The organism is Bacillota bacterium (assembly GCA_036504675.1).
GTDB lineage: Bacteria > Bacillota > Sulfobacillia > JAJYWN01 > JAJZPE01 > DASXUT01.
The window spans coordinates 1-23,740 of the sequence record DASXUT010000159.1 but is presented as its reverse complement, the minus strand read 5'-3'; the positions used below and the strand labels follow the sequence as shown (position 1 = coordinate 23,740).

General features: G+C 67.1%; 22 protein-coding genes and 1 pseudogene. 17 read left to right on the top strand and 6 right to left on the bottom strand.

Going from position 1 to position 23,740, the window contains the following annotated elements; translation table 11 throughout:
• The first annotated feature begins 20 nt into the window (after positions 1 to 20).
• The 7 genes and pseudogenes from VGL40_12375 to VGL40_12345 all read left to right on the top strand — a co-directional run bounded on the left by VGL40_12375 (position 21) and on the right by VGL40_12345 (position 5,044).
• Positions 21 to 1,472 carry a hypothetical protein gene (locus VGL40_12375; GenBank protein ID HEY3316057.1) on the top strand — a complete coding sequence of 484 codons (1,452 nt, stop codon included), beginning with the start codon at positions 21 to 23 and terminating at the stop codon, positions 1,470 to 1,472.
• Positions 1,469 to 1,996 (top strand): CPBP family intramembrane glutamic endopeptidase, encoded by a 528-nt coding sequence (locus VGL40_12370; GenBank protein ID HEY3316056.1) that lies wholly within the window; start codon positions 1,469 to 1,471, stop codon positions 1,994 to 1,996. Before VGL40_12375 ends, VGL40_12370 begins: the two co-directional genes overlap by 4 nt.
• Positions 1,993 to 2,262, top strand: coding sequence for a hypothetical protein (locus tag VGL40_12365; GenBank protein HEY3316055.1), 270 nt, complete (start codon positions 1,993 to 1,995; stop codon positions 2,260 to 2,262). The genes VGL40_12370 and VGL40_12365 overlap by 4 nt, the downstream gene beginning before the upstream one ends.
• A 26-nt stretch (positions 2,263 to 2,288) precedes the next feature.
• On the top strand, positions 2,289 to 2,672 hold the full coding sequence (locus tag VGL40_12360) for a hypothetical protein (GenBank protein ID HEY3316054.1): 384 nt from the start codon (positions 2,289 to 2,291) through the stop codon (positions 2,670 to 2,672).
• Between the two features lie 295 nt (positions 2,673 to 2,967).
• Positions 2,968 to 3,147 (top strand): annotated as a pseudogene (locus VGL40_12355) (FAD-binding protein).
• A 43-nt stretch (positions 3,148 to 3,190) separates the two neighbouring features.
• The gene (locus VGL40_12350) at positions 3,191 to 3,901 is read left to right on the top strand and encodes an FAD-linked oxidase C-terminal domain-containing protein (GenBank protein HEY3316053.1); all 711 of its coding nucleotides are present in this window, start codon (positions 3,191 to 3,193) and stop codon (positions 3,899 to 3,901) included.
• 18 nt (positions 3,902 to 3,919) lie between these two features.
• Complete coding sequence (locus tag VGL40_12345; GenBank protein HEY3316052.1) at positions 3,920 to 5,044, top strand: (Fe-S)-binding protein; 1,125 nt, start codon at positions 3,920 to 3,922, stop codon at positions 5,042 to 5,044.
• Between the two features lie 22 nt (positions 5,045 to 5,066).
• Here VGL40_12345 and VGL40_12340 read toward each other — a convergent pair whose 3' ends face one another.
• Entirely contained in the window at positions 5,067 to 6,227 is a 1,161-nt protein-coding gene (locus VGL40_12340; GenBank protein HEY3316051.1) for an acyl-CoA dehydrogenase family protein, read from the bottom strand.
• A gap of 148 nt (positions 6,228 to 6,375) precedes the next feature.
• Here VGL40_12340 and VGL40_12335 point away from each other — a divergent pair, with 148 nt between their 5' ends.
• The 10 genes from VGL40_12335 to VGL40_12290 all read left to right on the top strand — a co-directional run bounded on the left by VGL40_12335 (position 6,376) and on the right by VGL40_12290 (position 19,502).
• Positions 6,376 to 7,350: a hypothetical protein gene (locus VGL40_12335; GenBank protein ID HEY3316050.1), complete on the top strand. Its 975-nt coding sequence runs from the start codon at positions 6,376 to 6,378 to the stop codon at positions 7,348 to 7,350.
• A gap of 740 nt (positions 7,351 to 8,090) precedes the next feature.
• Positions 8,091 to 8,459, top strand: a complete 369-nt coding sequence (locus VGL40_12330; protein HEY3316049.1) for a metalloregulator ArsR/SmtB family transcription factor — start codon at positions 8,091 to 8,093, stop codon at positions 8,457 to 8,459.
• Between the two features lie 15 nt (positions 8,460 to 8,474).
• Entirely contained in the window at positions 8,475 to 11,003 is a 2,529-nt protein-coding gene (locus tag VGL40_12325; GenBank protein ID HEY3316048.1) for a heavy metal translocating P-type ATPase, read from the top strand.
• A 610-nt stretch (positions 11,004 to 11,613) separates the two neighbouring features.
• On the top strand, positions 11,614 to 12,678 hold the full coding sequence (locus VGL40_12320; GenBank protein HEY3316047.1) for an HD-GYP domain-containing protein: 1,065 nt from the start codon (positions 11,614 to 11,616) through the stop codon (positions 12,676 to 12,678).
• Between the two features lie 506 nt (positions 12,679 to 13,184).
• The gene (locus VGL40_12315; GenBank protein ID HEY3316046.1) at positions 13,185 to 14,495 is read left to right on the top strand and encodes a metalloregulator ArsR/SmtB family transcription factor; all 1,311 of its coding nucleotides are present in this window, start codon (positions 13,185 to 13,187) and stop codon (positions 14,493 to 14,495) included.
• 184 nt (positions 14,496 to 14,679) lie between these two features.
• On the top strand, positions 14,680 to 15,513 hold the full coding sequence (locus VGL40_12310; GenBank protein HEY3316045.1) for a phosphosulfolactate synthase: 834 nt from the start codon (positions 14,680 to 14,682) through the stop codon (positions 15,511 to 15,513).
• Positions 15,514 to 15,660: 147 nt separating this feature from the next.
• Positions 15,661 to 16,716 carry a putative sulfate exporter family transporter gene (locus VGL40_12305; protein ID HEY3316044.1) on the top strand — a complete coding sequence of 352 codons (1,056 nt, stop codon included), beginning with the start codon at positions 15,661 to 15,663 and terminating at the stop codon, positions 16,714 to 16,716.
• A 284-nt stretch (positions 16,717 to 17,000) separates the two neighbouring features.
• Entirely contained in the window at positions 17,001 to 17,927 is a 927-nt protein-coding gene (gene mdh / locus VGL40_12300; protein HEY3316043.1) for a malate dehydrogenase, read from the top strand.
• A 124-nt stretch (positions 17,928 to 18,051) separates the two neighbouring features.
• The gene (locus tag VGL40_12295; GenBank protein ID HEY3316042.1) at positions 18,052 to 18,858 is read left to right on the top strand and encodes a hypothetical protein; all 807 of its coding nucleotides are present in this window, start codon (positions 18,052 to 18,054) and stop codon (positions 18,856 to 18,858) included.
• Between the two features lie 20 nt (positions 18,859 to 18,878).
• Positions 18,879 to 19,502, top strand: a complete 624-nt coding sequence (locus tag VGL40_12290) for a glycerol-3-phosphate acyltransferase (GenBank protein HEY3316041.1) — start codon at positions 18,879 to 18,881, stop codon at positions 19,500 to 19,502.
• A 74-nt stretch (positions 19,503 to 19,576) separates the two neighbouring features.
• Here VGL40_12290 and VGL40_12285 read toward each other — a convergent pair whose 3' ends face one another.
• From VGL40_12285 to VGL40_12265, 5 genes are all read right to left on the bottom strand, one after another.
• Complete coding sequence (locus tag VGL40_12285; GenBank protein ID HEY3316040.1) at positions 19,577 to 20,176, bottom strand: YetF domain-containing protein; 600 nt, start codon at positions 20,174 to 20,176, stop codon at positions 19,577 to 19,579.
• A 258-nt stretch (positions 20,177 to 20,434) separates the two neighbouring features.
• Entirely contained in the window at positions 20,435 to 20,623 is a 189-nt protein-coding gene (locus tag VGL40_12280) for a small, acid-soluble spore protein, alpha/beta type (GenBank protein HEY3316039.1), read from the bottom strand.
• 145 nt (positions 20,624 to 20,768) lie between these two features.
• The gene (locus VGL40_12275; protein ID HEY3316038.1) at positions 20,769 to 21,842 is read right to left on the bottom strand and encodes a 4Fe-4S binding protein; all 1,074 of its coding nucleotides are present in this window, start codon (positions 21,840 to 21,842) and stop codon (positions 20,769 to 20,771) included.
• Positions 21,843 to 21,860: 18 nt separating this feature from the next.
• On the bottom strand, positions 21,861 to 22,733 hold the full coding sequence (locus VGL40_12270) for an ABC transporter permease (GenBank protein HEY3316037.1): 873 nt from the start codon (positions 22,731 to 22,733) through the stop codon (positions 21,861 to 21,863).
• Positions 22,734 to 22,748: 15 nt separating this feature from the next.
• Positions 22,749 to 23,738 (bottom strand): ABC transporter permease, encoded by a 990-nt coding sequence (locus VGL40_12265; protein ID HEY3316036.1) that lies wholly within the window; start codon positions 23,736 to 23,738, stop codon positions 22,749 to 22,751.
• Positions 23,739 to 23,740 lie beyond the last annotated feature (2 nt).

Genomic DNA, 23,740 nt, shown 5'->3' with positions numbered 1-23,740 from the left:
TTCAATCGGGGGTGTCACCGATGCGCGGACGCGTGGCTGCCTTCGGACTGATCGTGGCCGTGGCCGCCCTGTTGCTCCTGCCTCCGGCCGTCGGCTTGGCCGCCGCGCCGGAGCCCGCCCGCGGGACGGTCTTCGGTCTGCGACTGACTGTCGACTACCGAGGGATTGACGAGGCAACGGCCCGGGCCATCCTCGACGAGGGGTCGGCGATGGTCGCGAACCTCGACCGGTTGTTTGCCGGAGGGGGGGCCAAGCCGACCGCCGAGACACTGCGGCTGGCCGCCACCCCCGAGCCCCCCGGGAGGGCGGCTGGACTGTGGTCCGGCGGCGGCTCATGGTCGACCCTCAGGGTGCGTCGTTCCTCCGGAGGACTTGGCGACCCCGGCGGCTGGACCTTCTCCCACCAGAGCCTGGCCGTCCTGATCGACCCGCGGGCCGATATCGGCCTGCCGGGCTACGGCCGTCCGCCGGATGAGGCCGCTTTCCGCGAGGACCTGCGCAGCCTGGCCGCGGAGCTCCGGCGCCTGGGCGAGCTGAAGCTGCTCGGCTGGGCCGACTTCTTCACCATCACTCCCGACGTGCGCTTCTATCGAGGACAGGCCGGGGCTCTGGCCGCCCAGGCCCTCCTCGACCATGGGGCGACGACGCTGATCAGCCTGGCCAACGTACCATCGCAATGGCGAACCCCCTCCGTCGACCTCAACGAGGCTTCGTCCCTGGCCAAGAAGGCTGGCTTGGACCTGGACGAGATGGGCCCGTCCTTCCTCCGTTGGGTCGACGGCGGGGAGCCCGGGTGGCTCGGCCCCAGGGTCGTCACCGCCACACGGCGGGCCCAATTCGTCGCCTGGGGGTGGGTCCTCGCCGGGGTGGTCATGAGCGCCGGGCTGATCCTGCCGGCGATGCGGGAAGGGCAGGGACCGGGCGCCGGGGCGGCGACTTCGCTTCCGGCCCGCACCCAGGTCCTCCGGCGGGTATTTGGCCTGTATGCCTTGGCCGTGGCCGCTGAGTACTGGGTCGGGATCCTCCCCGTGTCACTGGAAGACAGGAGTCTCTTCGAGCTCCTCATCATCGCCCTGGCCGGGCTGTCGGCCTGGCGGGCCTCGCGGAACGGGCCGAGGCCCCAAGGCCAAGGCCAAGACCACGGCCAAGGCTCACCAGGCGCAACCCTGCCGCCACCGCGCCACGGCAACCTGGCCCGTTCGCTGCTCATCACCGTCGGCCTGTTCCTGGCGGTCATGGCCGTCCGGCTGGCCGTCTACCGCGAGGACCACGCCATCTTCGGCAAGGCCGCGATGGTCCTGCTGGTAGTCCTATGGGTCCTCCACTATGAGGGGACCGGCCTCGGGACCCTCGGGCTGAGTCGGCGCCGCCTCTGGCTCCAGGTCAACCTCGGTCTGCTGGCCCTGCTCCTCTTCCGAGTGGCCGAGGTGGTGGCCGCGGTCCTGGCAACGCCTTCCTCGGCGGTCGCGTGACCGGCCTGCGGCCGGTCCTCTGGAATCCGACCCCCTTCTGGCCGATCATCGCTTTCCTGTACGGCAACTTCGCCGAGGAGCTTTTCTTCCGCGGCTATGTCCAGAACAAGCTGGACCGGGCGGCCGACGGTCGCGGTCCGTGGCTGTGGGGGGCGGCCATCGCCGCGCAGAGCCTGCTCTTCGGGCTCTTTCACGTCAACTACGACCTTTTCCCGTTCAACTCGACGGCTCTCCTCTGGTACGTGGTCTTCTCGGGGACCTTCGGCTTCATCATGGGGACGATCATCCGGTCGACCGGCTCCCTGCTGGCCGTGGCCGTCACCCACCCCCTCTGGAACATGCGGGTCCTCTCGATCGCCGCGGTCTCGACCGTCCCCACCTCATGGACCTACCAGTTCGTCTACCAGATCGCCCTGCTGGTCGTGGCCGGCCTGATCTTCCCGCCGGCGATGCGCGGCCTGATGCGGGCCTTCGGCGAGACGACCTTCCGCCGGCCAAGCGCCACCTGCGGTGGCTGCGGATGACCCCGACCGGCGACCCCGAGTTCGACCGGAGGTTCGCCGTCCATTGCCGGGACGAGGCCGAGATGAGGGCCGTCCTGGTTGAGGACGTTCGCCGGCGCCTGGTTGCCCTCGACCGGGTGGGAGTCACCGGGGTGACCGTGAGTCCCCAGGGGCTGATGTTTTGCGAGCCAGGACTGGTGACCGACCCGGCCTACCTGCGGGAGATCCTCGACCTGCTGGTGGCGATGGCCGGCGGGGTCAGGGCGGTGGGGGCGGTCTCTCGCTAACCGACGTAACCCAGGAGGTGCCCATCTTGAGGCCGCAGAAAGCCGTATCAGACGAGGTCTATGTCCTCAAACTCATCGTGGAGTTGCTCGGCGAAGAATGCTCTTGGCAGCAGACTTTCGGGACTCTGCGCGGCGAACCGGGGATGTTCGGGGTCAGGCGCATGTTGCCTGTGGACGGCTTCTTCCCCCGACGAAACCTGGTCGTCGAGTACCACGGCGCCGGGGAAGACGCGTCGGGTGCCGCCCGTGACCGCATCGCCGACTGGGCCCGGGAGCATGAGCTCACCCTACTCGACATTGACAGCGAGGAACTGAGCCACGAGCCGGATGGGCGACTGAAACGTCACAAGGACAATGACCTTGGGGTCCTCATCAGACGCTTGTTGGACCTGGATCTCCTCTTGAAATAAAGGGGCCCGGCCCCCGCGCCTCCGCCCAGATTCGAGGCGGTCTCGAGGAGGTTCGATCCGATGAACGAGGCGATCATCAAGGACCTGGCCAGGATCGTCGGCCGCGACCGGGTCCTGACCACGCCGGAAGCCCGATTCGTCTACGGCCTCGACGCCGCCTTCTTCCAGGCTTCGCCGGATGCGGTGGTCAGGGTGAAGACGACCGAGGAAGTCTCCCGGGTCCTGAAGCTCTGCGGCCGGCAGGGGATCCCGGTCACCCCGCCGGGGGGCCGGCGCCGGCTTCTCGGGCGGGGCCATCCCCCTGACCGGCGGTGTCACCCTGGCCCTTCAGGGGATGAACCGCACCTTGGAGTTCTCGAAAGGCGACTGTCTGGTGGTGGTGGAGCCGGGCGCGGTCACCGGGGACCTGCAGCGGGCGGTCGAGGCCGAGGGGCTCTACTACCCGCCCGACCCGCAGAGCGCGGACTTCTGCACGATCGGCGGGAACATCGCCGAGAACGCCTCCGGCCCGCACGGGGATGCTCGGGGTGATCACCCAGGCCACCCTCAAGCTCATCCCCAAACCCGAGGCGAAGGTCGTCCTCCTGGCCATCTTCAAGGAATGGGCCCAGGGCGGCCAGACCGTGGCCGACATCTTCGACCACGGCATCCTCCCGACGACCTGCGAGATCATGGACGACACCTCGATCAGGGCGGCCGAGGAGTATGGCCATTTCGGGCTGCCGACCGGGGCCGGCGCGCTCCTGGTCATCGAGGTGGACGGCTACCGCGAGATCGCCCCGACCCGGATCTCCGAGGACGTCACCGTCCCCCGCTCGAAGGTCCCCGAACTCGTCGTCAGGCTCAAGGAAGTGGAGAAGGAGATCGGCCTGCCGATTGTCGTCTTCGGCCACGCCGGCGACGGCAACCTGCATCCGGCCGTCCTCACCGATCGGCGTGACCCGGACAAGTGGGCCCGCGCCCACCGCGGGATCGAGCTGATCTTCAAGCACACGGTGGCCCTGGGGGGCACCCTCTCCGGCGAGCACGGGGTGGGCTATATGAAGGCCCCCTTCCTGCCCCTGGAATACGGCGAACGGGCCATCCGCCTGATGAAGGACCCCAAGCAGGCGGTCGACCCGCAGGGCCTCCTCAACCCACTGAAGATGTTCCCCGACCCGCGCAACCCGATGGTGTCTGAGGCGGGGAAGGGGCAGGCGGGTGGCGGGGCCGGCCCGGGCCAGGCATAGTAGGAGGTGGAGCGGCCTTTGACCCCCCAGGACCTGGAACAGAAGCTGATCAAGTGCATCCGTTGCGGGACGTGCCTCAAGGACTGCCCCATCTATCAAGAGACGCTGGATGAGCAATTCACACCGCGGGCCAAGATCCAGTTGGCCCAGGCCATCCTCCAAGATCGGACCCTTGAGCTATCCGAAGGCCTGCGGGGCATCGCCGAGAACTGCCTCCTTTGCCGGTCGTGCCGGGAGGCCTGTCCGAACAAGGTCGACGGGCCGGAGTTCACCCTCCTCCTGCGGGAGAACCTGGTCGACCGGCGCGGCGAGTCGGCCATCAAGAGCGGCGTCTTCAACGTCGTTGTCCCGCGGCCGGGGCTGATCGGCCTGGGCGTCCGGATGGCCTCCCTGGCTCAGGCTTTCAGGCTGGACCGCCTGGCCGCCGCGGTGACCGGGCTGTTCTCCAAGGAAGGTAAGAAGCTGGTCGACTATGCCCCGCGGTTGTCCATCCGTCCGCTGACGGCGACTTATCCGACCGGCGCGGTCCTGCCCCCGCTCGGCGGGGGGCGGCCGAAGGCCCGGGTGGCCTACTTCTACGGCTGCGTCACGAATGAGGTCTTCCCGGCGACGGGCCGGGCGACCATCGAGGTTCTCAGACGCAACGGGCACGAGGTCGTCCTACCCAGGCAGAACTGCTGCGGCGTTCCGGCCTCGGCCAACGGCGACCTCGAGCCGGCCAGGAAGATGGCCCGGGCCAACACGGAGAGCTTCGCCAAGGCGGGCGCCGACTGGATTGTCACCCGACAAATGCTGTGGCGCCGCGGGTTCGTACACCCTGACCCGCCACGACCTGTCGATGAAGGTGGGGGACAGGAAGGCCAGGAACGCCTTGGCGACGGGGGCCGAGGCCCTCGTCACCGGCTGCCCGAGCTGCCGCATGCAGCTCATCGACGCGACCGGGCGGGCCGGCCACGAGCTGCCGGTGCATCACCCTGTCGACCTGTTGGCGAGGGCTTACGCCGCGGGGGCGGCCTCGCGCGCGGCGGCCGACGCGGCCAAGAGCGCCTAGGCCCCCCGGGCCCCCAGGCCAATCCTCAGAACAAGACCAAGGGAGCCCCTCCGGACCAGGTCCGGAAGGGCTCCCTTGGCTCTGTCAGCTGAAATCAGGCCCTCAAACCGGGCCTCAGAAGGCGGCCATCCCGGTCAGGTCGCGGCCGACGATGAGCGAGTGGACTTCGTAGGCGCCCTCGTAGGTGTCGACCGACTCGAGGTTGACCGAGTGCCGGATGGAGCAGTATTCGGTGGTGATCCCGTTGGCCCCCAAGAGCTCGCGGGCCATCCGGGCGACCTCGATGGACCGCCGGACGTTCTCCCGCTTGGCCAGGGAGACCTGACTGTAGGTGATCTGGCCGGCGTCCTTGATCTGCCCGAGCCGGAGGGCCAGGAGCTGTCCGCTGGTGACCCGGGTGAGCATGTCGGCCAGGTGCTCCTGGGTCAGCTGCTTGGCCGCCAGAGGAGCCCCGAAGAGTCTACGGGTGAGCGAGTAGTCGAGGGCCTCGGCGAAGCAATCCATGGCCGCCCCGACCGCCCCGAAGGCGATCCCGAAACGCGCCTCGGTCAGGCAGCTGAGGGCGCTGCCGAGCCCCCTGACCCCCGGCAGGCGGGCCGACTCCTCCACCTCGACCTCGTCGAAATACAGCTCCGAGGTGACCGAGGCCCGCATGGAGACCTTCGTATGCATGTCCCGGGTGGTGTAGCCGGGCTGGCCCTTCTCGACCAGGAAGCCCTGGACCTTCCCGCTCTCATCCTTGGCCCAGACGACGGCCACCTTGGACACCGAGCCGTTGGTGATCCACCGCTTGGAGCCGGAGATGACCCAACCGTGGTCGGTCCGGCGGGCCTTGGTCAGCATCATGTCCGGGTCGGACCCGGCGTCCGGCTCGGTCAGGCCGAAGCAGCCGATGGCCTCGCCCCGGCACATCGGCGGGAGCCAGTGCATCCGCTGCTCCTCGGAGCCGTATTTGTGGATGGCGAACATGGCCAGGCTCGACTGGACCGAGGCGAAGCTGCGCAGTCCGGAATCGCCCCGCTCCAGTTCCTGCATCATCAGGCCGTAAGCGATGTAGGATAGGGCCGCCCCGCCGTACTTCTCGGGCAGGGTCGGGCCGAACAGCCCCAACTCGGCCATCTTCGGGATGAGTTCCTGGGGGAATTCGCCCTTCAGCCAGTACTCGCCGATGATCGGCTTGACCTCGCGCTCGACGAACTTGCGGACCAGGTCGCGGACGGCCCGCTCGTCCTGGGAGAGCAGATCGTCGACCCGATAATAGTCCGGCAGCTTCATGATGGAGCACTTCCTTCCACGTCGGTTGGTGTCCGGGTCCGGCCGCTAGGGCCGATCGAGCGTCAGTGGTCGGGGAGCATCGACCCGGTCTCGGCGGCCCGCAGGTGCCAGGAGAAGGCCTCGCCAGTAAGTGGGGGGTGTGTCCGCCGTGGGCCGACGCCCGCCGGAAGTAGTCCTCGAGCAGCGGGCGGTAGGTGGGATGGGCGACCGCGGCGATCCGCCCGGCCCGTTCCCGCGGGGACAGCCCGCGCAGGTCGGCCACCCCTTGCTCGGTGCCGATCACCGCCACGTCGTGCTCGGTGTGGTCGACGTGGGAGACCATCGGGACGACGCAGGACACCCGGCCGTCGCGGGCCACCGAAGGGGTGACGAAGATGGGCAGATGGGCGTTGCGGGAGTAGTCCCCGGAGCCGCCGATGCTGTTGATCATCGAGGTCCCGGCCAGGTGGGTCGAGTTGACCTGCCCGTTGAGGTCGACCCCGACGGCCGTATTGATGGCGATCACGCCCAGGCGCCGGATGGCCTCGCCGCCGTTGGACACCTCCTGGGGGCGGAGGACCAGGTAGCGGCGGAATCGCGGCAGGTCGCGGTGGAGCCGCTGCTGCCCGGCCGCCGACAGGGCCAGGGAGGTCCCCGAGGTCCCGCGGATCACCCCGGCCTCGATCAGGTCGAGCATCGCGTCCTGGATGACCTCGGAAAAGAAGGTCAGACCGGTGCGGCCCCAGTCGGCCAGGGAGCCGAGGACGGCGTCACCGACGCTGCCGATGCCCACCTGCAGCGGGAGGAGGCCGGCCGGCAGGCGACCGGCTTTCACCTCGCCCTCGAGGAAGGCCGTCAGATGCCCGCCGATCCGCACGGACACCTCATCCGGTGGCTTGAAGGTGTAGGGATGGTCCGGTCGGTCGGTCAGGACCACCGCCGCCAGGCGCTCGGGGTCAAGGCGGACCACCGGGCTTCCGATGCGCTGGAGCGGGTCGGTCAAGGGCAGGGGTTGCCGGCCGGGCGGCCCTTGGTAGCTCCAGACGTCGTGCATCCCGAGCATCTCCGGGGGGTGCCACCGGTTCAATTCGACAATGACCCGCCGGGCCACCTTCGCGTAAAGGGGACTGTTGCCCACCGATGAGGTCAGGACCAGCCCGCCGTCGTCAGTGATCGCGCAGGCCTCGATGATCGCCACGTCCAGCGGTCCGAGGTGTCCCGCCCGGACCAGCTCCGGGAAGACCCCGAGGTGGGGGTCGTCATAGGCGACGCGGCCGGCGTTGATGTTCGAGCGCAGCTCCGGCAGCGACTGATAGGGCAACCGCCGGGCGAGGGCCCCAGCGGCGGCCATCTCCTGGTCGATCTCTCCACCGGGGGAGGCTCCGGTCCAGACCGTCAGGCGCAGGGCGCGGTCGGACCGGGCCCGCCGGGCCAGGGCCAGCGGTGGTGAAGCCCAAAGATGCCGTGGGAGCCCCGCCGGTTCAGGCCCGGAGGGGCTCCCACGTATTTCCTCTGCCGTGCGGCACCGGAATTCGACCCGGTTTAGGCCGGGCCGCCGATGGCAAGGCTTCCCGCGCATGCTCTCAGTCGCCCTCAGGACGCCGCCATGCCGGTTAGTCGCGGCTGATGATCAACCCACTTAGTAGGCTCCGTCGAAGCTGTCGGCCGAATCGAGGGTATCGGAATGGTCCACACTATTCGTTCCCCTTTCGCCGTCCTTGACTTCGAAGCCTCATTGACCCTGAGACGGCTGGTTTCCCCAGCTTTAGGGGTTCTCAGGAGGACTCGCCAATGATATAATGAGGTCGAACAAACGCTTGAACAAATGTTCAAGCGTTTGTTCGGAGAGAGTGGGCCCGTCGGGTCCTGGGGGGAGGCCGAGTGATGGCCAGCGATGATGATGACCGCCTTGAAGAGTGCTTCGACGAGTGCTTCGACGGGAAGAAGGTCGAGATGCTCCGGCCCGAACTCCAGTCCGTAGAAGGGCTGGCCGATATCTTCAAGGCCCTGGCCGACGATACTCGGGTGAGGATCGTCTACGCCCTCTCCCGGGAGGAACTCTGCGTCCACGACCTGGCCGCCCTGCTCGGCTCATCGGTTTCGGCCGTCTCCCACCACCTGAGACTGCTCCGCCAGATGCACCTGGTGAGGCACCACCGCCAAGGGAAGCGGATTTTCTACACCCTCGATGACCTTCACGTGGTCGGCCTGCTCCATCAAAGCCTCGACCACCTCGAGCACACGAGGCGATAAACATCGGAGGACACCATGCACCACCAAGACGACCGTTCAGAACAGGCCGAGGCGACCTGCGGCTGCGGCCACGACCACACCCAACACCGCATCCACGATAACCCTCACGCTGACCCGCCCGGCGGGGGCCGACCCACCCGGGGCCGGGGCCTGCGCCAGGAGCGCTTGGTCATCCAGGGCCTCCACTGCGCGGATTGCGCGGCCAAGGTCGAGAAGACTTTGACCCGCCTGCCCGGGGTGACCTTGGCGGCGGTCAACTTTGCCACCAGCGCCCTGTCCATCGAGTATGATCCGGCCGTTCTCAAGCGGGGCGAGATCGGGCGGGCGGTGGGCCAGCTCGGTTACGGCGTGGCCCAGCCGGCCGGGCCCCGGGCCGCCCGCGGCTCGGTCCTCCGCCTGACCGGCCTCGACTGCCCCGACTGCGCGGCCAAGCTCGAGAAGAGCCTCCGGTCAAGGCCGGGGGTCAAGCGGGCCGACCTCAATTTCGCCGCCTCCAAGCTCGTCATCGAGCACAGCGGACCGGTCGAGGAGGTCATCGCCGCCGTCCGCGCCGCCGGCTATGGGGCCGAGCTGGCCGCCCCGGGCCCGACCCCGGTCGCCTGGTCACCCTTCTCGGCGGCCGACCCCAAGTTTGTCCTGACCGCCCTATCGGGAGTGGCCCTCCTGGCCGGAATCATCGCCGGACGAACCGGTCTGGGACGATCGGGGCAGGCCGCCATCTTCGCCGTGGCCCTGGCGACGGGCGGCTACACGGTGGCCCGGGCCGGTCTCTTCTCCCTCCGCCACCTGGTCCTCGACATGAACGTCCTGGTGACCATCGCCGCCCTCGGGGCGGCGGCCATCGATCGCTGGGAGGAGGCCGCCACCGTAGTCTTCCTGTTCTCCTTCGGAAACCTCCTGGAGGCCTACAGCCTGGACCGGACCCGCCGTTCCATCCGCAACCTGATGCAATCGGCCCCCCAGGCGGCCGTCGTCCGGCGCGAAGGCCGTGAGGTCACCGTGCCGGTAGAGGAGGTCGGGGAAGGGGAGACCCTCATCGTCAGACCCGGCGACCGCCTGGCCGCCGACGGGGTGGTCGTCGCCGGCGCCTCACCGGTCAATCAGGCCATGATCACCGGCGAATCGCTGTCCGTGGTCAAGGAGAAAGGGGCCGCCGTCTACGCCGGGACCATCAACGAAGACGGCTACCTCGAAGTCCAGGTGACGGCCAAGGCCGCCGACAGCACCCTGGCCCGTATCGTCCACCTGGTCGAGGAAGCCCAGGGGCAGCGGGCTCCGACCCAGCAGTTCGTCGACACTTTCGCCCGCTACTACACGCCCATCGTCATCGGCCTAGCCGTGGCCGTCGCCGTCCTGCCGTCCCTGGTCTTGCGGCAGCCCTTCACCCCCTGGTTCTACCGCTCGCTGGCGCTCCTGGTCGTCTCGTGCCCGTGCGCCCTGGTCGTCTCGACCCCGGTGTCGATCGTTTCGGCCATCGGCAACGCGGCCAGGTCCGGGATCATGATCAAGGGCGGCGTCCATCTCGAGGCGATAGGGAAGATCCGGAGCATCGCTCTGGACAAGACGGGCACCCTGACCCTCGGCCGGCCCCAGGTGGCCGGGGTCGTCCCGGCTTCCGGGCGCGGCGAGGAGGAAGTCCTCAGGGCCGCGGCCGGCGTCGAGGCCCGTTCCGAGCACGCCCTGGCCAGGGCGATCGTGGAAGCGGCCGGGAGACAGGGGATCGCCCCGCCGGCCGGCGAGAACTTCGTCGCCCTCCCGGGTCGAGGGGCCAAGGCCAAGGTCGACGGGGTCAACGTCTACGTCGGCCGGCCGGAGTTCGCCCGCGACCAACTGGGCCTCGACCTCTCGGGTTTTCGGGAGGCTCTCGAAGCCGCCCGGGGGAAGGGCCGGACGGCGGTCGTCGTCGGGACCAAGGGCTTCCTGCTCGGCCTGATCACCTTCACCGACACCCCGCGCCCGGAGGCCGCGGCCGCCGTGGCCGATCTCAAGCGGGCCGGGGTCCGCCCGGTGGTCATGCTCACCGGCGATGCCGAGGGGGCCGCCGCGCTCATCGGTCGCCGCCTCGGCCTCGATGAGGTGCGGGCGGGCCTGCTGCCGGAGGACAAGGTGGCGGCCGTCCGTCGGCTCATGGCCGACTACGGGCAGGTGGCCATGGTCGGTGACGGGATCAACGACGCCCCGGCCCTGGCCGCGGCCAGCGTCGGCGTGGCGATGGGCGTGGTCGGTAGCGACGCGGCGTTGGAGACGGCGGACATCGCCCTGATGGCCGACGACCTGACCAGAGTGGCCTACGCCGTCCGCCTCGGCCGCCGGACTGTGGCCACGGTCCGGGAGAACATCATCTTCTCGCTCCTCGTCAAGGTCGCCGCCCTGGCCTTGATCTTCCCCGGCTGGCTGACCCTCTGGCTGGCCGTGATGAGTGACGTCGGGGCCTCCCTCGTGGTGACCTTGAACGGCCTGCGCCTCCTGAGCTTCGGCGGGTCCCGACGGGCGGCTCAGGCGGCCGGGCCGAGCCCGGCCGAAGCCATTCAAACCGGGTCTTAGCGGGGCTCAGGGCTCAGGAGGGAGGGAAAAGGGGGACAGACTCGGGCCTCCCGGCGCCCAAGGGACTCACAAAAAACGGCCCGGCGTCCGATTGACTGGATGCCGGGCTTTTACGTTTTTCGTGGCCGCCCACGACGACCTTCCGCGCTGACAGGACTCCGGCCCGGGGGCCGAAAGCGCGACCTGGCGGCCGCGAATCCGACCCGGAGGACCAGAGGACCGTCGTTGCTCGACGTCACACGGTTATCATCACCGCCCGGGACGACCTTTCGGCCGGATCGGACAGCCGCGACGCCGTGTGAGGTCTGCGCTCGGCCGCCGGCGACACCTGACGGGACCGGGACGACCGTTCGGGCCGGCCGAGCCCCGCGGGCGAGGGAGCCCCTGTGAGAGTTCATCGCGGTCAGAGGGGCCGGGCCCGGATTCAGCGCCACCGTCGACCTTAGCTCAGGCCGGGGTACCCCGGCCGGTCGCGCGACGAGGAACCGTTGGCCGGACGGACGCTCGTCTTGGCTCGGCCGTCGTGGGTGAAGCTAGCTTGCCCCGACCCTACCGACCGTAATCAATGGCCACGCCGACTTCCATAGTCACTCTTGGGGGAGCTTGCGGAATGAAATTGATGGCCGTAAATGAATCGATCCTGGGCCTCAAGGCGGCGAGGAGTATCTACACTTCAGACGGGACCCTGCTCCTGGCGGCCGGCAAGGAAGTCAAGGAGGTCTACCTGAACCGCCTGTCGGAGCTCGGCGTCTACTCGGTCTACATCGATGATGGATTTCAGGACGATGTCAACATGGAGGACGTGGTCAGCGAACGGACGAGGGTCGAGGCCTTGAAGACGACCCGCGACGCCATGACCCGCATCGGGGCCGGGGCCAAGGCCAGCGTCCAGGATATCAGCAAGGTCATGGACGACCTCATGGACGAGCTGATGGCCGACCCCAGCCTGATGCTGAACCTGGTCGACATTCGGGCGATTAACGACTACACCTTTGGACACTGCGTCGGGGTCGCCGTCCTCTCCTTGATGACCGCCATCAGCCTCGGCTACAACCAGTTCGACCTGAAGAAGATCGGCATGGGCGCCCTCTTCCACGACCTCGGGAAGATCAAGATCCCCGACTCGATCCTTTATAAGCCCGGCCCGCTGTCGCCCTTGGAATGGGAAGAGATGAAGCGGCACTCAGCCATCGGCTTCGAGCTACTCCGCGAGCGGGGGGACTTCAATATCGTCTCGGCCCACATCGCCTTCCAGCATCATGAGAAACTCGATGGCACGGGTTATCCCCGGGGGATCAAGGGTTCCGAGATCCACGAGTTCGCCCGGGTCGTCGCCCTGGCCGACGTCTACGACGCCATCACCACCGACCGGCCGTATCGGCCGCGAAAACTGCCGCATCAAGCCATCCTGATCATTCGGGACGGGATTCGAACGCATTTTGACCCGAATATCGTCCCTGCTTTCATCTCCAACGTCGCGATCTATCCGATCGGCACCGTCCTCGTTCTGAACACCGGCGAGAAGGCCAGGGTAATCGAGGTGCAGAAGCGCCGGCCGGCCAGCCCGGTCGTGCGCGTCGTGGCCGGTGCCGACGGCCTGCCGGTCGAGGGTGGACGAAAAATCGACCTGGCCAGGTCGTCCGACGTCCATATCGTCGCCCTGCACGGGCAGTGAGCCACCGGTCGGGCCCGCCGAACGACGAAAGGATCGAGAAGACAAACCAAGAAGACAGAAGACGAGGGCGCCTCACGCGAGGCGCCCTCTCCTGTTCACTGCAGGATGTAGATGCCTTGGATGGTCGACCCGGTGTCGGCGACCACGCCCGGCTCGAGCGGCCGGCCGGAGGCGGACGGTTGCCCGGCCCAACGGCCGTTGTCGTGAACGCCATCGTTGTAGGCGGCGCCGCCGGGGCTGCCGCCGCCGCGTACACGGCCGACGGTGCTTCAGCTACCTGCTGATTGGAACCGACCGCGGCTATGAACGAATTGACGAGAAGCTCCGGTCGCTGGGGGCGGACATCGGAACGCGGGGGGCCGGCGGGTGAGCCGGGCCCCCGCGCTTTTTGGGCAATCTTCTTGGCAATCTTCGCTCACAAAGGAGGATTTTCCCTGGGGGCGTCGTATTGCTCATAACTACGTAGACAAAGGTCTACAGTAGTTAACCACCGGAGGTCCTGTTCCATGAGCGTTTTCTCTGGGCGCCAGCCATTTAGGTCGCTTCCGGAATTGGAGTTCAGTCCATCCCCGACCTTCGACTTCTTCGCCTCCGTCTACGCCGTGCTGCGGAGCGGTGAAGGCTACAGCTTCGACTTTCCTGAGGGCTGGCTGATGGCCACCAGACGGGTCGTCGGGCCGGAAGCCCTGCGCGAGCTCAGATACTACTTCTTGCAGAACCCGACGGCCATCGACCTATTGGCCCTGGTGCCCCGGTCCGGTCGGGACGGTCGGGTCGGGGACTTCCTCCAATATCTCGAGAGCACGCCCCCGACCGAGGTGACCAAGGTCATCCTGGCCGCCCGGATGCCGGAAAGCTTTCACCCGCTCCTCGACGACATCCTGGAGCGATACGAGGGGGTTCGGGATGACGACCCCAAGCTCCAGTACGTCCTACGGTGGTTCCTGAGGGTCGAGGAACGCGAGAAGGCCAAGGTCTTCCTGCGTTTCCCGGCCGAGAGCAAACGCCGCGTGCTGCAGCTCCTGACCGATCTCTACGAGCGTCTGTACCGCGGGGAAGAGGACAAGCTGGCCGCGCTCTTCTCGGCCGACGTGGTGCGGAAGCGGCGGGCGGCGACCACCGCCGGGCCGGCTGAGTTGATCGAGCAGTTGACCGGGGAGACCATCCTCGAGGACAACCGGCTACAGCGAGTCGTCCTGGCCCCGTCCTTCTACATTCGGCCCTTCACCCTCGGGGTCAACTATGGTGGAGACCGGATCATCATCTATCCTCTTGAGACCCGGGCGGAAGAAGTCCCGCCGGTTTCGCCGGCGACGGACGAGGGCCACGCCTCCAGCCCCGAGTTGCGGTTGCCCCAGGGGTCCCGACTCCCGCCGGAGGAAGGGGCCGCCGCGATCGCTTCCGCTCCGTCGATTCCGCCCGCTCCGTCGATTCCGCCGGCGTCGCCCAGTAGGGTTGGTCGCGGGCGGCCAGGCCGTCCCCCGAAGACCGATCGCAAGCGCGGTCGGCCGCGGGCCGGGGCTAGGGAGGCCGCCTCGCTGGTTGCCGTCTACAAGGCCCTCGGCGACGAGACCCGGCTGAAGATGATGCGGCTCCTGGCCGAGCGCGAGCGCTACACGCAGGAACTGGCCGAGGCCCTGGGGCTGACCCACCCGACCATCCTTCACCACCTGGACCTGATGGTCCGGGCCGGGCTGGTGACCGTTCATGACACCGAACGTCTCCGGTACTACCGGGTCAACGAGGCCGCCCTCCAGACCCTGGGCGCCCGGATCGTCGAGTACCTGGCCCAGGGCCGGCCGACAGAAGTCGGCTGACCGGTCCCCGGACGCCATCCAAAGAACCCGCCCCCCTTGCCGGGGGCGGGTTCTTTGTCATCTCCCCGGCCGGGACGTCGTCCCTTCTAGGGCGAACGTCCCAAGTGACACCGGCCCGGCCCTCGGAATAGTGTGGAGGGGGCGAAAGCCCGCAATTCAAGCCGGCAAAAGGAGCGGATGACCCATGGCTCGAGCGGAAAGCCCGAGCGAGGAGTTGAAAGCGTGGACGGAGTTTTCCGCCTACCCGATCAAGGGACGGAGTCCCAAACCAAGGGCCAACGGCCTGACCATGGTCATCGACAAGGGGCTTGGCCTCGGGGAGACGGGGGACCTCCTGGACCTGGCGGGCGAGTACATCGACCTGATGAAGATCAGCTTCGGAAGTTCGGCCCTATATCCACCGAAGGTCCTCCAGAAGAAGCTGGCCCTGATCCGCGACCGCGGCGTCAACGCCTGTCCCGGCGGCACCCTCCTGGAGGTCGCCATCTTCCAGGGGATCGTCGACCGCTTCCTGAGGTGGGCTGCCGACGCCGGCTTCAATTGGCTGGAGGTCTCCGACGGGACCATCGAGCTGGACGGGTCGTTGCGGTCGGAGTGCATCCGTAAGGCCGTCGCGGCCGGCTTCCGCGTCGTCAGTGAGGTGGGGAAGAAGGATGCCCACCACAAGCTGGTCCCGGAAGAGACTCACCGGATGGCCCGGCAAGACCTGGCCGACGGCTCGTTCAAGGTAATCATCGAGGCCCGCGAGTCAGGCAAGGGTATCGGTATCTACGCCGCCGACGGCTCGGTCAAGCAGGACGAGCTGGAGCTGATCGTGGCCGGCCTGCCCGACCCCCGGGACATCCTCTGGGAAGCCCCTCTGAAGAACCAGCAAGAGGCCTTGCTCCTGCGCTTTGGCCCAGACGTCAACCTGGGCAACATCCAGACCAATGAGGTCATTGCCCTCGAGTCCCTGCGGGTGGGGCTGCGCGGGGACACCTTCAAGACATGTCTTCCCAGGAAGGAGGGGAGAGGATGAAGATCTTCGGCGTCTACATCCACATCGACTGGGTGGCGGTCATCCTCGCCGGGATCGTCATCTGCCTGGTGAAGGCCGGGGCCATTACTAAGATCCCGTGGTGACGCGGACCACCTCAAAACCATCAAGTCTATGGAGGGGAACTAAGTGTCAGTGACTCCAAGCTCGCCGAATGCGGCGGTCCCCGCCAGGGGGTCCGGCATCGTCACCCGCGGGCTCGCCTATGTGCCCGGTTTGGCGCTGCTCCTCGCCCTCGGTTATGCCGGGAAGGTCATCGCCAGGTACGTCCCGCATACTGAATACGTTCTCTTCGCCATCGCCCTGGGGATGCTCATCTCCAACACGACCGGCCTGCCCAAGATCTTCGTCCCCGGGGTCAAGACCTACGAGCTCTGGCTGAAGACGGGCATCGTCTTCATGGGCGTCGGGCTGGCCCTGCAGAATGTGGCCAAAATCGGCGGCCCGGGGGTCATCCTGGTCGTCGTCGAGATCCTCGTCTCCATCGTCGTCGCCCACTACCTGGCCAAGGCGTTCAAGCTCAAGGAGAAGCTGGGCAGCCTGATCGGGGTCGGCGTGGGCATCTGCGGCGTGTCGGCGATCATCGGCGCCTCCGGGGCCATCGACGCCGATGAGGACGACCAGGGCTATGCCGTCGCCACCATCCTCCTCTTTGGCGCCGTCATGGTCTTCTTGCTGCCGCTCCTCGGCCAGACCCTCGGGCTGAGCGATAAGTTCTTCGGTTTCTGGGCCGGCGTCAGCGTCGACAACACGGCCGAGACCGTCGCCACCGGGATGGCCTTCTCCGAAGCGGCCGGCAAGGTGGCCACCGTCGTCAAGCTTGCCCGGAACACCCTGATGGGCCTGGTCATCCTGGCCATGGCCGTCTGGTACGCGCAGCGCGGCATGACCGCCCAGGTCAAAAACAAGGGCAAGTTCCTGTGGGACCGCTTCCCCAAGTTCGTCCTCGGCTTCCTGGCCGTGTCCGCCCTGGCCACCTTCGGCTTCTTCGCCCCAGCTCAGGTCAAGGCCCTGACCGGTCTGTCCAAGTGGCTGTTCTCGATGACCTTTGCCGGGGTCGGGTTGTCGATGCGGTTCGCCGACATGAAGGCCGGCATCAAACCATTCATCGTCGGCTGCGGCGTCGAGGCCGCCGTCACCCTGGTCAACTTCTTCCTGGTTTGGTGGCTCATCGGAATGGCCTAGCGCCGGCCTGACCCAGCGGTGTCTCAGGCGCCAGCGGGAAACAGGGGAGGGGGCCGCCGGTCATCCTGGCCGGTGGTCCTCCTTCGTGTATTCCCAGAGATCCGTCGCCCCCCGACTCCATTGGTGGCTGGCAGGAAGGTTTTTTGAGTCGGCGTGGCAAACTTAGACCTGATTCCGTCCGTAGGACTAACACTGAAGAGGTTCCCGCCATCGGAGCATCGGCTATTGTTGGCGGGCGGCCGTCTCGCGACGGCCGACCCACGACACTGGAGGGGAATTGGGTCATGAACCGGAAGAAGGTCACCATCATCGGAGCCGGGAACGTCGGTGCGACCGTCGCTCAGCTGTGCGCGGCCAAGAACGTCGCCGATACGGTCCTCCTTGACGTGGTCGAGGGAATCCCCCAGGGCAAGGCCCTGGACATGCAGGAAGCGGCTCCCGTCGTCGGGTTCGACGTCGCCATCAGCGGGACCAATGATTACGGCGACACCGCCAATTCCGACATGATCGTGATCACCGCCGGGAGCGCCCGCAAGCCCGGGATGACCCGGGAGCAGTTGGCTCAGAACAACGCGAGAGTCCTCCTGCACGTCCTCGACGCCGCCCTTCCCCTTTCTCCTGAGGCCTTCCTCCTGATCGTCACCAACCCCGTCGACACCATGAGCTACCTGACATACAAGCACACCGGACTGCCGAAGAGCCGGATCATGGGCCTCGGGGGATTGCTTGATTCATGCCGCTTCCAGACCTTCATCGCCATGGAGTTGAAGGTGGCCGTCCAGGATGTCAGCGCCCTGGTCATCGGAGGCCACGGTGACGACATGGTACCCCTCCTCGACTCGTGCTCGGTCGGAGGCGTTCCGGCGGAGCGGCTCCTCGGTCGCGAAACCCTGCTCCGCCTAGCTGAACGGACGCGGAAGGGCGGCGAGGAGATCGTCAGCCGGCTCAAGTCGGGGAGCGCCTACTACGCCCCTGGCGCCTCGATCGCCAGGATGGTCGAGTCGGTCATCCTCGACCAGCACCGGATCTTCTCCGTATCGACCTACCTGGACGGGGAATTCGGCCAGCGGGACATCTTCATGAGCGTCCCGTGCGTCATCGGCGGGGGCGGGGTTGAAAGGATCCTCGATGTCGGCCTCGAGCCAGACGAGAAGACTGGTCTACAGCGCTCATCTGACGCCATTCGCAAGGTCATCAGGAGCATCGGCTAGCAAGCGTGGGATCATGGGGAGGCACGAGGCCGGCGCTGCCGGGCCTCGTGCCTTTGGTTTCAAGCCATCTCCGGCGGCATATCTTGAGAGGGGGGCGGGGTCCCCGTTGGCGGGGGTGGGTCACGTGTTTCAAGCGGCCTTGGCGGCTTTTGTGCTCATCGGACTCGTGGCCTTCTGGGTGGTTTACGACTTCGCCTGGCAGAACCGGGTCAGGCGACTCTTCTACGGGGAGACCGGACAGGTTCACCCGGGCGGCGGCCGGTGGGTCGAATCACCGTCGGCCGTCGGTCCGCAGACGGCCATCCTTCGCCGCCACCAGCGGGTCGGGCTCCTCCTGGCCGTCCTCGTCCTGGCCGACCTGGGCTACAGCTTCGAGTTGTTCCGTTACCAGTACATCACCCTCCGGGCGGTCTGGCGGGCCGCCGGGCCCAACCTGATCCGGGTGGCCGCGCCCGAGTCCGCCCGATATCCGAAGAAGCTCTGGTCGGCCACTTTCGGCGGCCACGCTCAGGTCCTGGCGATGAGAACCGGATTCGTTTTGGTGAGAGACTATGACCTGGAGAACTGCGGTCTCTACCTCATCGATCGGTCCGGGCGGTTGACCTGGACATGGGAACCCGACGACGGATTCATCGGCGCCGTCGCCGCCGGTGGTGATCAGGCGGGCGAACAGATCATCGCCGCCTGGGGGAGGAATGGCCTCTGCCGCGTCTTCCGGCTGGGACCCGACGGGGCCGGGACGGCCGAGGGCGTGCAGGAGAACCCGCCGCCGATGGTGAATCAAAGAGTCTTGGGTCCACCGATGCATCCGGCGAATCCAGGCACCGTCACCGACGAGGACGGCCGCTATCGGGTGACCGCCAGCCTGCCCTGGTCGAGCAGTCTGGGGTGGCCGATTACGACCGTCGTCCTCTGCGATGATGGGCCGTGAGCCCCAAGGGGGGGAGAAGTGTGGTTGGCGCCGCATTTTCCGGCTACCTCTTCGGATCCATGCCGACCGCGTACTTCCTCGGCCGCTGGCTTAAGGGGATCGACATCCGCAGGGTCGGCGCCAGGAACATGGGCTCGCTGAACGCCTTCAGAGTCCTGGGACCGTTCTGGGGAGCCGTCACCTTCCTGGTCGACGCCGGCAAGGGTGTTTTGGCCGTGGCCTTCGCCCGCTGGAGCAATTGGTCAGAGGCCGCCATCATGCTGGCCGGGATCATGGCCGTGGTTGGCCACAACTGGCCGTTCTTCCTAGGGTTCAAGGGCGGGAAGGGCGCGGCCACCAGCCTCGGCGTGGTCGCCGCCACTCAGCCGCCGGAGTTGACCATCGTCCTGGCCGTGGTCATCGCCTGCTATGCCCTCACCCGCAACGTCTCCTTCGGGCTCGGGCTAGCCTTTGTCGCCCTGCCGTTCCTCAACATCTACTTGTCGAAGTCGCCGGAGCTGGTCACCCTCTCTTGGGCCCTGCTGGCCCTGATGGCGATGAGGTTGGGTACGTCGACCCGTGAGGTCTACGAAGCGGCTCAGGGAAGCCTGAGGCGGTTCATCCACTACACCATCTTCGGAGTCCCTGAGGAACTCCGGCAGTAGCCACCTGCTCCGTCCGGCCAACCAAGAGCAATGCGTCATGCCAAGCGGCGCCCCCGAGGGGGGCGCCGCTTTGACTACCCGCCGCCGCTCTTGCGCCGGCTGATCTCAGCCAGCGTCTGCTCGGCCCGGCCCTGCAGCCGCCGCAGGTTCTCCTCGAGGATGGCGTCGAGGCGGGCGGCGGTCACCTGAGCCATGTCGGACTGGGTCAGGGCCCGTTTGTCCTTGACCTTGATCACGCTGACCTTCCCGGTCGGCTCGAGGTTGGCCTCCTCGACCTCGTTGAGGTTGGTGATCCCTTTCTCCCTCAGCGCGATCTGCAGGTCGGCCTCGGTGATCCGCTCGAAGGACAGGTTGTCCTTGACCAGCCGGCCCTGCTTGATGAGGGGCTTGGCGACGCCCTGGGTGATCCGCTCGAACCCCCGCCAGTGCATGTTGACTTCGGCCACGATCAATTGCAGGGCGGTCAGGGTCAGTATCGGGACGACGCCCTGTTCGATCTTGAATCCCTCCTGATCCATGGGCAGGGCGGCGGCCTCGCCGATCATGATCAGGACGGCCCAGTCGAAGGGGGCCATGTGGCCCATCGACCGTTTCCCCATCAGGCGGAAGACGGCCAGCACGATCGCATAGAGGATGACCGACTTGAGGATGTGCATGCCTATCTCTGCGAGCATTTTCACAAGAACCTCGCCTCCAGAACTAACCTCCCGATGGAGGGTCATGTCTATGCGGAGAAAGCCCCCTCAGGGCGCCATGAAGAGACTCATCGAGACCTTGGTTGACAGGGTAAGACGCTCCATCGTCGGCGACGACAACCCCCGGTCACGACCGGGGGTTGGGTGTTTCGTGACCGGTATTAGCCACCGCCGGCGGGCACTGGGCCCGCCGGCGGCCGGTGACCGTGTCCGGCACCCGTCCGCGCCCGCGGATGGTCAACGGCCAGACCCTTGCAGCAGCCGTTCCGCCCGTTCCACGGCCAGCTTGACCAGACGACCGCAGTCCTTGGCCGGGACGGCACCCCAGCCTTCGCGCTCGACGATGGCGGCCACACCCAGCTCTCTAGCCAACTCCATCTTCAAACGGTCCGACATGACCTGCTTGTCACTCTGTCCCTGAGCCATTCAACTCACCCCTTTGATGGCGCGTCCGACGTAAAGCGGCCACCGTTGCTAGTATGCCCAGGTAACCTGGGGTTTTGTTAGCGCCGCGAAGGGAAAGAAAAGACCGCCGGCCCAAGGGCCGCCGGTCTTCTTTCTCGCGTCATCCTCAAACCTGGCCGGTCTTCTGGCGCCCGCGATTGGCCCGGCGCAGAATCTCCCAGGCCGCAAAGTCTTCCGGAGGAGTGATGATCTCGTCTTCCGGTTTCAGCTTCAGCTCGGCGGCTCCGGTCGGGCAGCCGGTGACGCAGAGCCCGCAGCCGATGCATTTTGAGCGGTCGACCACGGCCGAGTCGCCGGCCACGGCGATCGCCCCGACCTGGCAGCGCCCCTGGCAATCGGCACATCCGGAGCAGAGCCCGGGGTCGACGGTGGCGAAGTAGTTCGCGCAGGCCACGGATTGCTTGATCCCGTGCTGGGTCACCCCGCGGAGGATGGCGCAGCAACACCCACAGCAGTTGCAGATGTAATACAGACCTTTGACGACGTTACTGACCGTGTGGACCAGACCGACCTTCTCGGTCATGTCCAGCGTTGCCAGGGCCTCCTCGCGGGAGACACTGTCCGGGCCAGGCGGGCGCTCTGTAAAGTAAAAGACCATGCAGGCCCTGACCGGGAAAGCGCACTTCCGCCGGCCGAGCAGGTCCTGCTGGTGCCGGCAGATGCAGTCGATCAGGCGAAAGCTCTTCGCCTCCAGGAGCAGACCCTTGACGTCATCGTAGGGGAGGACCCACTCTGACTTGACCGCCCCGTGGGCCGGCATCACCCGGTGGAGGGCCGGAGTCACCGTCATCAGGGTCCGCATCCCTTCCGGCGAGTCGGCGTATTCCTCGACCAGGTGGGCCAGGCGGTGGCTCATCGTCTCCCGCTGAGCCTCGTAGAAGCCGACGATGAAGGGGGCCAGGCGGAACCCGCGCCGGCCGCCGAACCGCCCGGCCCAGATCAGGCCGCGCTCGGCCATCGACCTGAGCCTACCCCCGACCTCCTCGGGGTCGAGGGTCAGCCTTGCCGCCACTTCCTGGGGCGTTTCGGCCAGCTCCGAGAGGCGGGCGGCGAGGTCCGCCTCCTCGGGCGTGAAGATCTCCTTCAGGATCTCGATCTCGACCCCGCTGCCGGTCCTCGGAAACCCGTTCGGGAGCCGGTCAAGGGCCTGGGCCAGGGCCTCGTAGACTCCGCTTCCCACGGTCGTCCCTCCTTCAGTTCAGACCTTCAGCCGCGGGTCGAGGGCGTCGCGCAGGCCGTCGCCGAAGAGGTTGAGCGACAGGACGGTGATGGTGATCATCACGCCCGGGAAGTAGACCAGGTGGGGTGAGGTGTAGAGGTAGTTCTTGCCGCGGCTGAGCATCGCCCCCCACTCGGCCTTGGGGGCCTGCGCCCCCAGCCCCAGAAAGCCGAGGGCGGCGGCATCGAGGATGGCCTCGGAGACCCCGAGGGTCGATCGGACGATGATCGGGGCGAGGATGTTCGGCAGGACGTGTTTCCAGATGATCCCCCAGTTGGCCAGGCCGATGGCCCGGGAGGCCTCGATGTACTCGTTCTCCTTGATCGACATGACCGAGCCGCGGACGATCCGGGCGTACCCCGGGATGCTGACGATGCCGATGGCGACCATCGCTTTCTCCAGGCCCGGGCCGAGCAGGACCATGATGGCGATGGCCAACAGGATGGCCGGGAAGGCAAGGAGGACGTCCATCGCTCGCATGATCACGTTGTCGACCCAGCCCCCGAAGAAGCCGGCGACGGCCCCCAAGAAGACCCCGATGACCAGGGCCAGGGCCACCGAGATGACCCCGACAGCCAGGGACAGCCGGGTGCCGAAGATGATCCGGGAGAGGACGTCGCGACCGATCTCGTCGGTCCCCAGCGGGTGGGCCAGGGTCGGCCCCTCGAAGGCGTGCTCGAAGTCGGCGGAGTAGGGGCTGTGCGGGGCGACCAGGGGGGCGAAGACAGCCAGGAAGATGAGGAAGAGGAAGAAGGCGCCGCCGGCTACGGCCAGCTTATGCTTACGGATCCGCCGCCAGAAGGGCCGCCAGTTCTCGGCCACCTTCTGCCGCAGTCGTCCAAGTCTCGTCATCGGTACCCGCTCCCCTCAACTGTACCGGATCCGCGGGTCGGCGAAGGCATAGGTCACGTCGACCACCAGGTTGACCAGGACGAAGACCAGCGAGACCAGGAGGACACAGCCCTCGACCAGCGGCATATCGGCGTTCTGGACCGCGTTGACGGCCAGGCTGCCGACGCCGGGCCAGGAGAAGATGGTCTCGGTCAGGACGGCCCCGCTGAGAAGGTACCCGAACTGCAGGCCGACCACGGTGATCACCGGGATGAGGGCATTCTTGAGGGCGTGCTTCAGGACCACGACCCGTTCGGCCAGACCCTTGGCCCGGGCCGTTCGCACGTAATCCTGCCGGATCGTCTCCAGCAGGCTCGAGCGGGTCATCCGGGCGACCAGACCCATCGAGTAGGCCGCCAGGGCCACGGCCGGGAGGATGATGTGCTTGAGGAGGTCCTTGAGGATCGCCCATTGGCCCGACCGGATCGCCTCGAAGACATAGAAGCCTGACTTCGGTTCGAACCCGAGGGTCAGGTCGATCCGGCCGGCCACCGGGAGCCAGCCGAGCTTCATCGAGAAGATGGAGATGAAGATGAGGCCGAGCCAGAAGATGGGGGTCGAGACGCCGATCAGGGCCCCGATCATGGACAGGTGGTCGAACCAGGAGTACTGCCGGACGGCGGAGATGATTCCGACCACGACCCCGACGATGGTGGAGATGACCATGGCCAGGAGGGTCAGCTCGACGGTGTGGGGGAAGCGGGCCAGGACCTCTTCGACGACCGGGGTCTCGGTCAGCCAAGAGCGCCCCAGATCACCGTGGACGGCTTGCCAAAGGAAACGGCCGTACTGGACGTAGATGGGGTCGTTCAGCCCGAGCGACTGCCGCAGGGCGGCCTGCTGCTCGGGCGTGGCGTGCTGGCCAAGGATGACGAGAGTGGGGTCGCCGGTCATGGTCAGCACGATGAAGACGACGATGGACACCCCGAGCATCACCGGGATGACCATCAGCAGGCGCCGGGCGATGT

What these genes read in the sequence shown, in the direction of transcription:
- VGL40_12325 (HEY3316048.1), top strand. Translation starts at nt 8,475, where the DNA reads ATGCACCACCAAGACGACCGTTCAGAACAGGCCGAGGCGACCTGCGGC.
- VGL40_12320 (HEY3316047.1), top strand. Translation starts at nt 11,614, where the DNA reads ATGAAATTGATGGCCGTAAATGAATCGATCCTGGGCCTCAAGGCGGCG.
- VGL40_12330 (HEY3316049.1), top strand. Translation starts at nt 8,091, where the DNA reads ATGGCCAGCGATGATGATGACCGCCTTGAAGAGTGCTTCGACGAGTGC.
- mdh (HEY3316043.1), top strand. Translation starts at nt 17,001, where the DNA reads ATGAACCGGAAGAAGGTCACCATCATCGGAGCCGGGAACGTCGGTGCG.
- VGL40_12365 (HEY3316055.1), top strand. Translation starts at nt 1,993, where the DNA reads ATGACCCCGACCGGCGACCCCGAGTTCGACCGGAGGTTCGCCGTCCAT.
- VGL40_12280 (HEY3316039.1), bottom strand. Translation starts at nt 20,623, where the DNA reads ATGGCTCAGGGACAGAGTGACAAGCAGGTCATGTCGGACCGTTTGAAG.
- VGL40_12340 (HEY3316051.1), bottom strand. Translation starts at nt 6,227, where the DNA reads ATGAAGCTGCCGGACTATTATCGGGTCGACGATCTGCTCTCCCAGGAC.
- VGL40_12310 (HEY3316045.1), top strand. Translation starts at nt 14,680, where the DNA reads ATGGCTCGAGCGGAAAGCCCGAGCGAGGAGTTGAAAGCGTGGACGGAG.
- VGL40_12285 (HEY3316040.1), bottom strand. Translation starts at nt 20,176, where the DNA reads ATGCTCGCAGAGATAGGCATGCACATCCTCAAGTCGGTCATCCTCTAT.
- VGL40_12315 (HEY3316046.1), top strand. Translation starts at nt 13,185, where the DNA reads ATGAGCGTTTTCTCTGGGCGCCAGCCATTTAGGTCGCTTCCGGAATTG.
- VGL40_12270 (HEY3316037.1), bottom strand. Translation starts at nt 22,733, where the DNA reads ATGACGAGACTTGGACGACTGCGGCAGAAGGTGGCCGAGAACTGGCGG.
- VGL40_12375 (HEY3316057.1), top strand. Translation starts at nt 21, where the DNA reads ATGCGCGGACGCGTGGCTGCCTTCGGACTGATCGTGGCCGTGGCCGCC.
- VGL40_12350 (HEY3316053.1), top strand. Translation starts at nt 3,191, where the DNA reads ATGCTCGGGGTGATCACCCAGGCCACCCTCAAGCTCATCCCCAAACCC.